The sequence below is a fragment of the Agrobacterium sp. 16-2014-1-2a genome (genome assembly GCF_053522705.1).
Map to the genome: position 1 here is coordinate 234,750 of NZ_JBNWBX010000001.1, position 14,579 is coordinate 249,328.

The window sequence follows — 14,579 nt, forward strand, 5'->3', positions numbered from 1 at the left end:
TCTTTTGTTCGCATTTCGCCACATCCCATTGCCAATTCGTCAACAGCGAATTTGCAACAGCATGAAATTTGGGCTGGCGGAATCAGAGGTAAAAAGGTATCCGGTGAATCCCATGGCGCGATATGTATTCATCACAGGCGGCGTGGTCTCCTCTCTCGGTAAGGGCATCGCAGCTGCGGCACTCGGAGCATTGCTGCAATCCCGTGGTTATCGGGTGCGGCTTCGCAAACTTGACCCCTATTTGAACGTCGATCCCGGCACGATGAGCCCGACACAGCACGGCGAAGTGTTTGTGACGGACGACGGTGCCGAGACGGACCTCGACCTTGGCCACTATGAACGCTTTACGGGGCGTTCGGCGACCAAGACCGACAACATCACCACTGGCCGCATCTACAAGAACATCATCGACAAGGAACGCCGCGGCGACTATCTCGGCGCGACCGTTCAGGTCATTCCGCATGTCACCAACGAGATCAAGGATTTCGTGACCGAAGGTAATGACGAGTACGACTTCGTCATCTGCGAAATCGGCGGCACCGTGGGTGATATCGAGGCGATGCCGTTCATGGAGGCGATCCGCCAGCTCGGCAACGATCTGCCGCGCGGCACCGCAATCTATGTTCACCTGACGCTGATGCCTTACATTCCGGCAGCCGGCGAATTGAAGACCAAGCCGACCCAGCATTCCGTGAAGGAGCTGCAGGCGCTTGGCATTCATCCCGACATTCTGCTGGTGCGCGCCGACCGGGAAATCCCGGAAGCGGAACGCCGCAAGCTTTCGCTGTTCTGCAACGTGCGTCCTTCCGCCGTCATTCAGGCGCTGGATGTTGCCAACATCTATGACGTTCCGATCGCCTACCACAATGAAGGTCTCGATTCGGAAGTGCTGGCCGCTTTCGGTATCGAACCGGCGCCGAAGCCGCGTCTGGAACAGTGGGAAGAGGTCTGCAACCGTATCCGCACGCCGGAAGGCGAGGTAACGATTGCGATCGTCGGCAAATATACCGGCCTCAAGGACGCCTACAAGTCGCTGATCGAGGCGCTGCATCACGGTGGTTTTGCCAACCGCGTCAAGGTCAAGCTGGAGTGGATCGAGTCGGAAGTCTTCGAAAAGGAAGATCCGACGCCCTATCTCGAAAAGGTCAACGGCATTCTGGTGCCGGGCGGTTTCGGCGAGCGCGGTTCCGAAGGCAAGATCATGGCGGCGCAGTTCGCCCGTGAGCGCAACGTGCCCTATTTCGGGATCTGCTTTGGCATGCAGATGGCAGTCGTGGAAGCGGCGCGTCATCTGGCCGGCATCGAGAATGCCTCCTCCACCGAATTCGGTCCGACGGCTGAGCCCGTCGTTGGCCTGATGACCGAGTGGGTAAAGGGCAATGAGCTGGAGAAGCGCTCCACCAAGGGCGATCTAGGCGGCACCATGCGTCTCGGTGCTTACAAGGCAGCGCTGAAGAAAGACACGAAGATCGCCGAAATCTACGGTTCCACGGATATTTCCGAGCGCCACCGCCACCGTTACGAGGTGAATGTGGACTATAAGGACCGGCTGGAAGAGTGCGGCCTCGTCTTCTCGGGCATGTCTCCTGATGGTGTGCTGCCGGAAACGGTGGAATATCCTGACCATCCCTGGTTCATCGGTGTGCAATACCACCCGGAACTCAAGAGCCGCCCGCTCGACCCGCATCCGCTGTTTGCCAGCTTCGTCGAAGCGGCGGTGGAGCAGAGCCGGCTGGTTTGACGGTTTGAATGAGATGAAGAGGGCCGCTTTTGCGGCCCTTTTTTATTGGGGTGCGCAAAGAAAGCGTCAGGCCAGAAGGTTGTGCTTCCTCAGCCATGCCTCATACCATCCAGGCCATTCTTGCGTGGGGGTTCCGGGCTTGCCCATGCCGAAGCCGTGGCCACCAGAAATGATTGGGTGAAATTCGACATCCACATCCGCCTTATCGCACGCCTGCTGCATGATACGGCTATTGGCGGGATTGGAAATCCGGTCGTCATCCGCCTGCGTGAGGAAGACCGGAGGGCAATCTTTGCTCACATGGCTTTCCACTGACCACTCTCGTGTTGCCTCCTCTGTCGGGTGCCTGCCGATAAGTGACCTCCGGGTCGATGTGTGGTCATAGGGCGCTGCAAGCGTGATGACCGGATAGATCAGGGCCGCAACATCCGGCCGGGCTGATTGCCTGTCGATGTCATCGACTGCTTCGTAAGACGCAAAAGCCGAGCGAGCGGCGGCCAACCCCATCAAGTGCCCGCCCGCAGAAAAACCAAGTGCGCCGATCCTGTGCGGATCGATCTGCCGGTCCGAAGCGCGTGCACGCACCAGACGAAATGCGCGCTGCGCATCCTGAAGCGGTGCCAGCGGTCCAGCAGCCCATCCTTCAATCGGCAGACGATAGGTGAGGACAAAAGCATAAATGCCTCTGGCCGCGAGCCAGCGTGCGGCGGGATAGGACTCCTTGCCTTCCTCGATGCGTTTATATCCACCGCCACCTGCAATGATCATTGCGGAACCATTTGGCTTTGCGGGAGCGAAAACCTCCAGGCTCGGTACGGCAATGTTGGTGACAGCGCCTTTTTTGCTTATATCCGGGACGCCGTTCGGACCACCGCCTCCCGGAGGCGGGCCGGGCCAAAGCGAAATCCATTGCCGATCGCCTTGCGCAAACAGACTTGGGACTTTCATGGCCGTGGCGAGGAAGGCACCACCAAGAAGCAGGCTGCGGCGGCAGATCATGATGTCATCCTCAATCGTGCACCTGGTTTCGGCATTCTCTCCGGAAGAACAGCTTACGGGGACGATTTAAAAACACCAAGAGTGGTCAGTACCGGGACATCCCAATGCTATGACCAATCGAACAAACAAAAAACGGGCCCGAAGGCCCGTTCTCTATTCCAGCGATAATCTCGACCGGCTTACTTCGGGCCGATCATGTTTTCCGGGCGCACATACTGGTCGAATTCCTCGTTCGTGAGGTATCCGCCGCCGACGGCCTCGTCGCGCAGTGTCGTGCCGTTCTTGTGCGCGGTCTTGGCGATCTTGGCGCAGATGTCGTAGCCGAGCTTGCTGTTGAGAGCCGTGACGAGCATCAGCGAGTTCTCGACGCCCTTCCTGATGTTGTCTTCGCGGGCTTCGATGCCGACGACGCAGTTGTCGGTGAAGGAGACGGCGGCATCGCCCAGAAGCTGGACCGACTGCAGGAAGTTGTAGGCCATCATCGGATTATAGACGTTCAGTTCGAAGTGCCCCTGCGAGCCTGCGAAGGAGAGCGCTGCATTGTTGCCGAAGATGTGGGCGCAAACCTGCGTCAGCGCTTCCGACTGCGTCGGGTTGACCTTGCCCGGCATGATCGATGAGCCGGGTTCGTTTTCCGGCAGCGACAATTCGCCAAGACCGGCGCGCGGGCCGGAGCCGAGGAAGCGGATGTCGTTGGCGATCTTGAACAGGGCTGCTGCTGCGGCATTGATCGCGCCATGCGAGAACACCATGGAATCGTGCGAGGCAAGCGCTTCGAACTTGTTCGGCGCCGTCACGAACGGCAGTCCGGTGATCTTGGAAATCTCTTCGGCAACCTTTTCAGCGAAACCGACGGGGGCGTTCAGGCCCGTGCCGACCGCCGTGCCGCCCTGGGCGAGCTTGGAAAGTGCGGGCAGGGTGAGTTCGATATTGGCAATCGCCGAGGCGACCTGCGCGGCATAACCGGAAAACTCCTGGCCGAGCGTCAGCGGCGTGGCATCCTGCGTGTGGGTGCGGCCGATCTTGATGATCTTTTCGAACTGCTTGACCTTGGCTTCCAGCGCCGTGTGCAGGTGCTTTAGGGCCGGCAGCAGGTGGTGAACGATTTCTTCCACGCAGGCGATGTGCATCGCCGTCGGATAGGTGTCGTTCGAGGACTGGCTCATATTGACGTGGTCGTTGGGGTGAACCGGCTTCTTGGTGCCCATTTCGCCGCCGAGCATCTCGATTGCGCGGTTGGAAATCACCTCATTGGCATTCATGTTGGATTGCGTGCCGGAACCGGTCTGCCAGACGACCAGCGGGAAATGCTCGGTCAGCTTGCCGTCGATGACTTCCTGTGCGGCTGCGATGATGGCGTCGCCTACCTTGGGGTCAAGGCCTGCAAGCGCCATGTTCGCACGGGCGGCGGCCTGCTTGACGATGCCGAGCGCGCGAACGACAGAGGCGGGCTGCTTTTCCCAGCCGATCTTGAAGTTGCCGAGCGAGCGCTGCGCCTGCGCGCCCCAATAGCGATCGGCCTGAACTTCAATGGGTCCAAATGTATCGGTTTCCGTCCGTGTGGCTGTCATCAATCTTGCCTTTTTACTCGTTTTCCTCCGCCAAAACGGCACTTCGCCCGCCTTGCGCGCGCCGATATATAGAATCATCGCGCTGGCAATGAAAGCGTTGCGAGGCATGCCTGGCAGATATTTCCCTTGGGACAGGGCGATTTTGGCGCTCATCCTGCCCGGTTAAGAAAAAGACCTTGGCGTGTCATTTTTACTACGTCGATAAAAGCCCGGAAAACCGGGGTTTCATCGGCTTGGAACGGCTTGGCCAACCACGGCAAAGTGAATGAAATAAATAGAAATTTAACCATTCTCGCCAATTCTGGAAATTACGTTTTTACGGTTTTGGCCGTAATATGAGGTTCATTTCGGGTGCGTTCTGGACTTCGGCGTTTTCTTTTCAACGGGCCGGCTATCGGCTAGACAAGCATGAAACTGGATGCTCCGTCTTCGTTGGCGGCGCTGGGTGCTACGAGGATCAAATTGCAAGTCACATCTGGAAAAACATCGGCAGCGCTGGTGCTGGCTCTCGGTCTTTCCGTTTCCACCGCTCTTCCCGGCAGTGCCGGCGCGGTAACGCTGATGGACCTTTTGCGTGGCGGGCCTGGCAAGGTTGCGCGCGATCGCGGTGAAATGCCGCCAGCCGGTATCGTCACCTCGCCGCCGACGGTCGGACCGAGCGCCGATGCATCCGATCCCGAGCCTCTGCCGCGTGTTTCCGGTCCACGTTATTACGATTACAAGGCTGATACCGCACGCGCTGTGAACACCGCCAATTTCGGCGAGGGCCTTGCCAATGTGAAGTTCAGCGCCACCCCCGAAATCGGCAAGGCTCTGGAAGCCTATTACGGTGCTGGCGGCAAGGCGCTCTGGGTTTCAGAAGGCGAGCTGACTGCCCGCGCGAACGCCGTCATGGCGTTTTTGGAGACTGTTGGCGAAAGCGGACTCGATCCGGCCGATTACAGCATTTCAGTACCCGCAAAGGACGTAACCGCCAGCATCAGCGCAGGCGCGAACGCATCCGGCACGCCGGTGGAAGTGGCTTCCGCATCGACCTCCGACGCCTATCAGCGCGCGCAGATGCAGTTCGAGCTTGCGCTTTCCGCCAAGGTTCTGGCCTATGTGCAGGATACGACGCGTGGCCGTGTCGATCCGAACCGGCTGTCCGGTTACCACGATTTCAAGCGCAAGACGGTGAACCTTGCGCCCGTGCTGAAGCTTGCAGGCCTCAGCCCCGATATCGCAGCCTATCTGCGCAGCCGTGAACCTTCGAACGCCGAATATCTGGCGCTGAAGGCCGAACTGGCCCGGTTGCGCAGCGAGGGTGATGCGGCCAACACGGTCAAGGTTCCCGCCGATCTGGTGCTGAAACCCGGCAACAGCAGCGGCGACATGGCGAGCGTCGTCAAGGCAATCGAACATCGCGCTTCGCCTGCCTTCAAGGCGGAACATGCGGCGATCATTTCCGGCTACCAGCAGACGCCGGATTATACGCCTGATCTGGTTGATCTGGTGAAGGCATTCCAGAGCGAAAACGGCCTGAAGGCCGACGGCGTCATCGGCCGCGCGACCGTGCGTGCCATGGTCGGCGAAAGCAACGACGCCCGGATTGCCAAGGTGCAGGTGGCGATGGAGCAGATCCGCTGGCTGCCAGCCGATCTCGGCCAGCGCTATGTCTTGATCAACCAGCCGGCCTTCATGGCCTATTACCACAATGACGGACAGGAACAGTTCGGTATGAAGGTGGTGGTCGGCTCCAAGGCCAACCAGACCTACTTCTTCCAGGACGAAATCCAGACCGTCGAATTCAACCCCTATTGGGGCGTTCCGCAGTCGATCATCGTCAACGAGATGCTGCCGAAGCTGCGCCGCGATCCGTCCTATCTCGACCGTCTGGGTTATGAGGTACAGGTGGGTGGCCGTGCCGTTTCTTCCACCAGCGTCAACTGGTTCGGCTCGACCAACGCCATTTCGGTGCGTCAGCCGCCAAGCAGCGACAATGCGCTGGGCGACCTGAAAATCCTGTTCCCGAATGCGCATGCCATTTACATGCATGATACGCCTGCCAAGAGCTTCTTCAACCGCGACATGCGAGCGCTGAGCCACGGCTGTATCCGTCTGGTCGATCCGCGCCGCATGGCGGCGGCTGTTCTTGGCACCAGCGTCGACAAGGTCAACGAGCAGATTGCAGCGGGCAAGAACCGCGCCGTGCAGGTGCCGGTGAAGATACCGGTCTACGTGGCCTATTTTACCGCTTGGCCGGACAAGGCCGGCAAGGTGCAGTTCTTCGACGACGTCTACGACCGTGACAGCTACGTCGAGAAGGCGTTTGCGGTAACGACGAAGGCGCGGGCCGCGTCGATTTGATAGAAATCACATTGAGAAAAAAAGCGCCGGAAACGGCGCTTTTTTTGTTTGATGGCAAGGTCGCCACATGAATGATAGCGTTAAACGGCAGCATCCGCACTCCGCCATCCCGGACATGGTCCGGGGTCCAGTACGATCAGGTCTTTGATCGCGAAAGAGTCGGATCATGGCACAGACGCGCCGTGGCTCGATACCGGATCAAGCCCGGCATGACGGTGGGAGAACAGCGCCGTCTCAAGCCGCAGCGGCGCCCTTTGCGACCAGCTGCTCGAACAGCGCGGGCGTCAACGCAGTAAAATCATCTATCACGACATCTGGTTCGAGTTCGGCCATCGGCACATCCGAATAACCGAAGGTGACGCCGATCGATGGGACGGCCGCATTTTTGGCGGCGAGAATGTCGTTGATGCTGTCACCCACCATGACCGAGCGCTGCGGGTCGCCGCCAGCCTTTTCGATGGTGCCGAGAATATGGCGCGCATCAGGCTTGCGGAAGGGGAAGGTGTCGCCACAGGTGATGGCTGCGAAATATCGGGTGAGATCCAGTTTTTCGAGCAGCGGGAGCGCGAGGGTTTCGGTCTTGTTGGTGCAGACCGCGAGCGTGATGCCAGCTGACGAAAGCGCATCCAGTACGCTGACGATGCCGGGGTAGGGGCGGCTGTCGCCGGGCATTTCCGCGCGATAATGGTCAACGAAACGCTCGTACAGCGGCTCCAGTTCGGCTTCCGGCAATTCTACCTGACGCAGAGCGAAGGCCCGCTTGATCATCACGCGCGCGCCCTGGCCGACGAGATGCGTCAGGTCGTCATAGGTAACGGGGGCAAGACCGGCTGCGGCGATGGTGTGGTTGAGGCTCGAAACGAGATCGGCGGCGGTGTCGACGAGCGTACCATCGAGGTCGAAGATGGCGAGCGGGGAGAGCGGGCGGGATGTCACGGGAACTGGCCTCTTGAGAGAATGCTTTTGGCGATGATATCGGTGCGTTCGTTGTGGCCAAGCCTAGGCAAACGGCTTTGTCTTTGCAACCGCGCCACAACGTTCTGTTCGTTGCCTGCAAAAATGCTTTCGTTTGGCTTTCGACCCGTGTAAACAGCACGGCGACGACAAAGCTACCGGAGTTTCAGGCACATGGATGCCCGCCAGATGAAGATCAAGGCCGCCGAGGCCGCATTGTCCCATGTGCAAGACGGGATGCGACTTGGTATCGGCACGGGCTCTACAGCTGAGGAATTCGTCAGGCTTCTGGCGGAAAAGGTTGCTGCAGGCCTGAAGGTCGAAGGCGTGCCGACATCCGAGCGTACTGCGCGCCTTTGCGTGGAGCTTGGCGTGCCGCTGAAATCCCTCGATGAATTGCCGGAACTGGACCTTACCATCGATGGCGCGGACGAAGTGGATCACGGCCTGCGACTCGTCAAGGGTGGTGGCGGTGCGCTTCTGCGCGAAAAGATCGTGGCGGCGGCATCCGCCCGCATGATCGTCATCGCCGACCAGAGCAAGGTTGTGGAGACGCTTGGCGCCTTTCCGCTTCCCATCGAAATCAATCCGTTCGGTCAGGTGGCGACACAGATAGCCATCGAGAAACTGGCGGCGCGGTCCGGCCTGTCGGGCGACCTGACGATGCGTTCGTCGGGCGACGGCGCCTTCATGACGGATGGTGGACACCTCATTCTCGACGCATCTTTTGGCCGTATTCCTGATGCAGAAGCGCTTGCACGCGAGCTGAACACTATCCCCGGTGTTGTCGAGCACGGACTTTTCATAAATTTGGCATCGCTTGCCATCATTGCGGGTCCTGAAGGCGCCCGCGTGATGCAGGCAGTATAACAGGAGCGAGATTTTCATGATCAAACTAGCGGGACTGGGCAAAGCTGCCGCTGCTTCGATCCTCATTTCCGGCATCGTGTTCGGTACTGCCGCACGCGCTCAGGAAATTTCGGAAGCGCATATAGCCGCCGCACGGCAGGCGATCGCCTCTCTTGGCGTTACTGACCGTTTCGATGATATCCTGCCGGGTCTGGCGGAACGTCTGAAGGCCGAACTCATTCAGGCATCGCCGAATGTGCAGGACGTGATCACCGCGACTGTCGACGCCAAGGCACTTGAGCTTGCGCCGCGCCGCGCCGATCTGGAACGCGAGGCAGCACTCACCTACGCGCGCGCCTTCTCCGTCGAAGAGCTGAACGCCATCTCCACCTTCTACAGCAGCGAAGCCGGCAAGAAGCTTCTGAAGGACGGCCCGATCGCCACGCGCGAACTGATGAAGGCTGCCGACATCTGGGCCGCGGGCATCAACCGCGATCTGAACACCTCCAGCATGACCGAATTGCAGAAGGTGGCCGGCGCTGATCTGAAGCCGCTTCCGGCCGATCAGGGCAACACCGGTGGCGCTCCGGCTCACAAGCCCTGAGTGAAATAGATAGAGCGTCGGGTCCCAAAGCTCACGTTCAGAAATATTCAAAGCCCGGCCGCAAGGTCGGGCTTTTCATTTGTGCGTCGCAGCACCTATATGTGCCATGAATACGCCACAGCCCGCCTTGAGGCCGATGGCACGTGGTTTTGATCAGGGGTTTTGACTATGACAGCTTATGACTACGATCTTTTCGTTATCGGTGGCGGCTCGGGCGGGGTGCGCAGCGCTCGCGTGGCCGCCTCACTCGGCAAGCGTGCGGGAATTGCCGAGGAATACCGTTACGGCGGAACCTGCGTCATCCGTGGTTGCGTGCCGAAGAAGCTGTTCGTTTATGCCTCGCAATTTCCTGAGCATTTCGAGGATGCCGAAGGTTTCGGCTGGAGCGTTGGCGAGCGTCGTTTCGACTGGAAAAAACTGATCGAAGCGAAAGACAGGGAAATCACCCGTCTCGAAGGGCTGTACCGCAAGGGTCTGGATAACGCCAAGGCCGATATTTTCGACAGCCGTGCAGAGCTTGTCGATGCGCATACCGTGAAGCTGACGAAGACTGGTGAGACCTTCACGGCCGAGCGTATCGTGATTGCCGTTGGCGGTACGCCGAACGAACACAAGGCGCTGCCCGGCCACGAGCTGACGATCTCCTCCAACGAGGCTTTCGACCTGGAAGAACTGCCGAAATCGATCCTGATCGCTGGCGGTGGTTACATCGCCGTGGAATTCGCCAATATCTTCCACGGACTCGGTGTCGAAACGACGCTGATCTATCGCGGCAAGGAAATCCTTTCGCGCTTCGATCACGATATGCGCAAGGGCCTTCATGAAGCGATGGAAGCCAAGGGCATTCGTATCATTCTTGAAGACGTCATTCAGGAAGTGAGCAAGGACGGTGCGGGCGGCTTTGTGGCACGGACGAAGCAGGGCAACTCGCTGCATGTCGGCTTGGTGATGCTGGCGCTCGGTCGCGATCCGAATACGCATGGTCTAGGCCTTGAAAATGCCGGTGTGAAGGTGGATGCGCGCGGCGCAATCATCGTCGATGAGTATTCGCGCACGAACGTCCCTAGTATCTTCGCACTGGGCGACGTCACCGATCGGGTACAGCTGACGCCGGTGGCGATCCACGAGGCCATGTGCTTCATCGAAACCGAGTACAAGAACAACCCGACCAAGCCGGACCACGAGCTTATTGCCACTGCGGTGTTCTCGCAGCCGGAAATCGGCACGGTTGGACTTTCTGAAGAGGAAGCGGGCAAGAAATACCCGCAACTGGAGGTCTATCGCGCGCAGTTCCGTCCGATGAAGGCAACGCTGTCCGGGCGACAGGAAAAGACGATCATGAAGCTGATCGTCAATGCCGCCGACCGTAAGGTCGTCGGCGCGCATATTCTCGGCCACGAGGCAGGCGAAATGGCGCAGCTTCTCGGCATCACGCTGAAGGCCGGATGCACCAAGGACGATTTCGATCGCACCATGGCGGTTCATCCGACAGCGGCCGAGGAACTGGTGACGATGTATTCGCCAAGCTACCGCGTGGTGAACGGCGAGCGCGTGTAACGCCGTCGCTTGCGCGACGTGATCACGTCTCCGCTTTGCTCGCCACCACTTGAAAACAGTTGTTCTCCGGGTGGTGGCGGGTTTATTAAATCGTTTAAATTGACTTTTATGCACGTTAAACGCCCAAAACGGGCGGAATGGGCCCGATGGCCCTGACATCGGCTATGCAAAGCCTGTGCTTGGAGCTATAAGCCGCTCAATTTTTCGAGGCGGTCGTGCACAAATGCGCGGGCGAGAAAAGGGTAAGGACATGGCACAGAATTGGACACCCGGCAGTTGGCGGCAGAAACCGATCCAGCAGGTTCCCGAATATCCTGACGCGGCAGCGCTTGCGGCGACGGAAGCCACGCTTGCGACCTATCCGCCGCTCGTTTTTGCCGGTGAAGCCCGCCGCCTGAAAAAGCAGCTTGCCAATGTGGCAGACGGCAACGCCTTTCTGTTGCAGGGTGGCGATTGCGCCGAAAGCTTCCTCGAGCATGGCGCGGATAATATCCGCGACTTCTTCCGCGCTTTCCTGCAGATGGCTGTCGTCCTGACCTATGGTGCGCAGCTGCCGGTGGTGAAGGTCGGTCGTATTGCCGGTCAGTTCGCCAAGCCCCGCTCTTCGAACGTGGAAGTGCTCGATGGCGTGACGCTGCCGTCCTACCGCGGCGACATCATCAACGGCATCGAGTTCAATGAGACCTCGCGCGTGCCGAACCCCGAGCGTCAGCTCGACGCGTACCGCCAGTCGGCGGCGACGCTTAACCTGCTGCGCGCTTTCGCAATGGGCGGCTACGCCAACCTTGAAAACGTTCACCAGTGGATGCTCGGCTTCATCAAGGACAGCCCGCAGGCGGATCGTTACCGCAAGCTGGCTGACCGGATTTCCGAGACCATGAACTTCATGCAGGCAATCGGCATCAGCGCAGAAAACAATCCTAGCCTGCGCGAAACCGATTTCTTCACCAGCCATGAGGCTCTGCTGCTCGGTTACGAAGAGGCGCTGACCCGCGTCGATTCGACCTCCGGTGACTGGTATGCCACGTCGGGCCACATGATCTGGATCGGCGACCGGACACGTCAACTCGACCATGCGCATGTGGAATATTTCCGCGGCATCAAGAACCCGATCGGCCTGAAGTGCGGACCGTCGCTGACGCCTGATAATCTGATCGAGCTGATCGACGCGCTGAACCCTGCAAACGAGGCAGGTCGTCTGACGCTGATCTGCCGTTTCGGCCACGACAAGGTTGCCGACAGCCTGCCGAAGCTCATCCGTGCCGTGGAGAAAGAGGGCCGCAAGGTCGTCTGGTCGTGCGATCCGATGCATGGCAACACCATCACGCTCAACCACTACAAGACGCGTCCGTTCGAGCGTATCCTGTCGGAAGTCGAAAGCTTCTTCCAGATCCACCGCGCCGAAGGCACACATCCAGGCGGCATCCACATCGAGATGACCGGCAAGGACGTGACCGAGTGCACCGGCGGCGCCCGCGCCGTGACGGCAGATTCGCTGTCGGATCGTTACCACACCCATTGCGATCCGCGTCTCAACGCCGATCAGGCACTGGAGCTGGCCTTCCTTCTGTCCGAGCGCATGAAGAGCGGCCGTGACGAGAAGCGTCTGGCAATTGCTACTGCCTGACAGAGGCAGATCAAACAAAAAAGCCGCCGGATACTGCCGGCGGCTTTTTTTATGGTTGTCGGCCTGATTACTGGACGAGTGCCGGCTGCTGGCAGCGAACGTCGGTGACGCGCACATCGGCTTCGCCAATCTTGACGCCGAGTACCAGCAGCACGTTGTAGAGCAGCTGATCCACGGGCGCCGTGACTGCCGCGAGCGTGTTGGCAAGCGCTGACTGGATGCCCGCCAGACCTCCCAGATCGATATTAAGGAAGAGAAGCCTGATATCCAGATTGAGGTTCTTCAACAGTGAACTGACAAGAGTGGTAACGGTATCCTTCGTGGAAACACTCTTGATCTTGGCCTGGGTGATATCCGACTGGGTAAAGGTCAGCTTGGTCTTCGTCATGTTCGTGGCATTGATGAGGGCGCTGCCATTGATGGCGAGCAGGGCCGAATCCACGATCGCCGTCTTGGTAACGCGCGGATCCTTGCCGAAATTGGCAAAGGCCGTGGTATCGACATTGCCAAGCGCGATTTCTGCGACGCCGGGAACGACTTCGACATCGACCGTACCCTGTCCGCCGCCCGTGCAGCGAATGTCGGCGAGCCGCGCTTCGGCATGGGCGACTTCCACATAGAGCGGAATATTGACCTTCAGACCGGCAATCGCCTGAAGCCCGTCAACCACGACACTGACCGCCAGCCGGGTTTGTGCGGTGCGTACCACGGTGCCCTGGCCGCCGACGGCAAGCGACGGCGTTTCGACGGGTGGCTCACCGATGGCGAGCGTTGTCTTGACCGAGGCTAGACCGAGAAGATTGGCGTTGAGGTTGAGCGCCAGCTGGTTGCCGCCATTGCCTGCCACGGCGGCGGCGTTGAGAAGATCGAAGACGCCTGCGGTGACCTTTAGGTTTTCGCCGCTACCGATCAGCTTGTCCGAGAACGGGCCGAGATTGAGGATTTCTTCAAGCTTGAGCTTGATGTTGCTCTTGTTGGCGGTTTTTGCCAGCGTCTTCAGAATGTTGGCCACAGCCGGCTGCAGGCCGGTGGTCTTCGTCAGCGCGTCCAGGAATTTGCCGTAGGTGATTTCCGTCTTCAGGACATCCTTGTAGGTGCCGGCTGTCAGGTTGAGATCGACAGCCAGCGCTTCGACGACATGCAGCGCGTTGACATCAGCAGCCACAAGCGCCTGGTAATCCATAACCTTGAGCGAGACCGTCGTACCGAGCAAGCCGCCGAGCAGGCTGTTCAAAATGCCTTCATCGAGGCTTGCCAGTCGCGAGCCCACCGAAAATGCCGCGATCTTTTGGGATGAGGCCGTTCCAGCCGCGGAAATCTTGGGCGGCGTGGTGAAGGCGGAGGCAAAGAATATCTGGCCCTTTTCGACGATATTCACTTTCATCGCATTGGTGGGAAGTGCATTTTCGACGAAACGCTGGCCGACAGGCAGGGTCGCGTCCGGCTCATAGTGACCTTTGACGACTTCGGCATAACCGTTGCTCTTGGCAAATTCGTTCAAGGGGTCGAAAGGTTGAAGACCGTCTACGGTCAAGAGGCCATTCGGTGTCTTGACCCCGAGATTCATGCCGTTGAGGGCAAAATATTGCTGGACCGCCTTTTCGGGATCAGCGGCATTGGCCGCCGCTGATATGGCCGCAAGATCGGCGGTCTGCTGCAATTGCCGCTTCTGCAGGGTCAGATAGCCATAATCGACGCCAAGCGCCAATATGCCGATGAAAAGCGGTGCGGTAAGCCCGGCCGAGATGGCGATGTTGCCTGTGCGATCCTTCAGGAAACGGGGAAGCAAAGAAGAGATATTTTGCATGTCATGCTCCTCCGATCCGGATTGTGGAAAAACGCCGGATGACCGGCTCGGGCAGGGTGTAGCTGTAGAGGCTCCAGATCGGCAGATCACGGGCGTCATATTCCACCTTGACCGTGAACTGGTTGGCATTGGCGGGATCGGTGGCGACGTTGACCGTGAAACGCGTCTTGTCCATGAAGGCGTAGCTGAGGTCACTTTTGGTGACGAAATCACGGGCCAGCTGCTGGCGCTCGGTCGTATTCAGTCCGGCAACTGCCGTCCTTGCCGCGTCGGCGGCGATCTGCTGCACAGAATAGGCGGCCATCAGGTAGATACCGTAGGCAATCATTGTCAGCAGGACGAGAAAGAAAATCGGCGCGACGATAGCGAACTCGACAGCGGACGAGCCGGATCGATCACGAAGGAAATGCACTCCATTACGCATAAAGCACCCCCGTTTCTTCAGGCACCAAAGTCAGATGCCTTTATTCTTATTTTCGGAAATGCTAATTTATAGGTGTTAATTTTGTATTGATGTCGCTCTT

At 58.9% G+C, this 14,579-nt stretch carries 11 protein-coding genes; 6 read left to right on the forward strand and 5 right to left on the reverse strand.

Going from position 1 to position 14,579, the window contains the following annotated elements; genetic code table 11:
* Positions 1-103 precede the first annotated feature (103 nt).
* Positions 104-1,741, forward strand: a complete 1,638-nt coding sequence (locus ACQZ45_RS01180) for a CTP synthase (RefSeq protein WP_035198927.1) — start codon at positions 104-106, stop codon at positions 1,739-1,741.
* 66 nt (positions 1,742-1,807) lie between these two features.
* Here the strand turns inward: ACQZ45_RS01180 and ACQZ45_RS01185 are convergent, their stop codons facing one another.
* Positions 1,808-2,740: an alpha/beta hydrolase gene (locus ACQZ45_RS01185; protein WP_013636220.1), complete on the reverse strand. Its 933-nt coding sequence runs from the start codon at positions 2,738-2,740 to the stop codon at positions 1,808-1,810.
* A 179-nt stretch (positions 2,741-2,919) separates the two neighbouring features.
* Positions 2,920-4,311: a class II fumarate hydratase gene (gene fumC, locus ACQZ45_RS01190; protein WP_026330925.1), complete on the reverse strand. Its 1,392-nt coding sequence runs from the start codon at positions 4,309-4,311 to the stop codon at positions 2,920-2,922.
* A 408-nt stretch (positions 4,312-4,719) separates the two neighbouring features.
* Here fumC and ACQZ45_RS01195 point away from each other — a divergent pair, with 408 nt between their 5' ends.
* Positions 4,720-6,657 carry a L,D-transpeptidase family protein gene (locus ACQZ45_RS01195; RefSeq protein WP_113291750.1) on the forward strand — a complete coding sequence of 646 codons (1,938 nt, stop codon included), beginning with the start codon at positions 4,720-4,722 and terminating at the stop codon, positions 6,655-6,657.
* A gap of 234 nt (positions 6,658-6,891) precedes the next feature.
* On the opposite strand, the gene ACQZ45_RS01200 is transcribed toward ACQZ45_RS01195, so the two are convergent.
* The gene (locus ACQZ45_RS01200; RefSeq protein WP_113291749.1) at positions 6,892-7,593 is read right to left on the reverse strand and encodes an HAD family hydrolase; all 702 of its coding nucleotides are present in this window, start codon (positions 7,591-7,593) and stop codon (positions 6,892-6,894) included.
* A gap of 192 nt (positions 7,594-7,785) precedes the next feature.
* On the opposite strand from ACQZ45_RS01200, the gene rpiA reads away from it, so the two are divergent.
* The 4 genes from rpiA to ACQZ45_RS01220 all read left to right on the forward strand — a co-directional run bounded on the left by rpiA (position 7,786) and on the right by ACQZ45_RS01220 (position 12,248).
* Complete coding sequence (rpiA, locus tag ACQZ45_RS01205; protein ID WP_003515412.1) at positions 7,786-8,481, forward strand: ribose-5-phosphate isomerase RpiA; 696 nt, start codon at positions 7,786-7,788, stop codon at positions 8,479-8,481.
* A gap of 16 nt (positions 8,482-8,497) precedes the next feature.
* A complete protein-coding gene (locus tag ACQZ45_RS01210; RefSeq protein ID WP_003515410.1) occupies positions 8,498-9,064 on the forward strand; it encodes a DUF2059 domain-containing protein in 567 nt (188 codons plus the stop codon).
* Between the two features lie 168 nt (positions 9,065-9,232).
* Positions 9,233-10,621, forward strand: coding sequence for a glutathione-disulfide reductase (gene gor, locus ACQZ45_RS01215; RefSeq protein WP_003515404.1), 1,389 nt, complete (start codon positions 9,233-9,235; stop codon positions 10,619-10,621).
* 250 nt (positions 10,622-10,871) lie between these two features.
* Complete coding sequence (locus ACQZ45_RS01220; RefSeq protein WP_003515403.1) at positions 10,872-12,248, forward strand: class II 3-deoxy-7-phosphoheptulonate synthase; 1,377 nt, start codon at positions 10,872-10,874, stop codon at positions 12,246-12,248.
* Positions 12,249-12,315: 67 nt separating this feature from the next.
* Here the strand turns inward: ACQZ45_RS01220 and ACQZ45_RS01225 are convergent, their stop codons facing one another.
* Positions 12,316-14,055, reverse strand: a complete 1,740-nt coding sequence (locus tag ACQZ45_RS01225) for a TadG family pilus assembly protein (RefSeq protein ID WP_003515402.1) — start codon at positions 14,053-14,055, stop codon at positions 12,316-12,318.
* A 1-nt stretch (position 14,056) separates the two neighbouring features.
* A complete protein-coding gene (locus tag ACQZ45_RS01230) occupies positions 14,057-14,479 on the reverse strand; it encodes a TadE/TadG family type IV pilus assembly protein (RefSeq protein ID WP_003515401.1) in 423 nt (140 codons plus the stop codon).
* Positions 14,480-14,579 lie beyond the last annotated feature (100 nt).

Coding starts and splice junctions, on each gene's coding strand:
- ACQZ45_RS01185 (WP_013636220.1), bottom strand. CDS start 2,740: ATGATCTGCCGCCGCAGCCTGCTTCTTGGTGGTGCCTTCCTCGCCACG.
- fumC (WP_026330925.1), bottom strand. CDS start 4,311: ATGACAGCCACACGGACGGAAACCGATACATTTGGACCCATTGAAGTT.
- ACQZ45_RS01195 (WP_113291750.1), top strand. CDS start 4,720: ATGAAACTGGATGCTCCGTCTTCGTTGGCGGCGCTGGGTGCTACGAGG.
- rpiA (WP_003515412.1), top strand. CDS start 7,786: ATGGATGCCCGCCAGATGAAGATCAAGGCCGCCGAGGCCGCATTGTCC.
- ACQZ45_RS01210 (WP_003515410.1), top strand. CDS start 8,498: ATGATCAAACTAGCGGGACTGGGCAAAGCTGCCGCTGCTTCGATCCTC.
- gor (WP_003515404.1), top strand. CDS start 9,233: ATGACAGCTTATGACTACGATCTTTTCGTTATCGGTGGCGGCTCGGGC.
- ACQZ45_RS01220 (WP_003515403.1), top strand. CDS start 10,872: ATGGCACAGAATTGGACACCCGGCAGTTGGCGGCAGAAACCGATCCAG.
- ACQZ45_RS01225 (WP_003515402.1), bottom strand. CDS start 14,055: ATGCAAAATATCTCTTCTTTGCTTCCCCGTTTCCTGAAGGATCGCACA.
- ACQZ45_RS01230 (WP_003515401.1), bottom strand. CDS start 14,479: ATGCGTAATGGAGTGCATTTCCTTCGTGATCGATCCGGCTCGTCCGCT.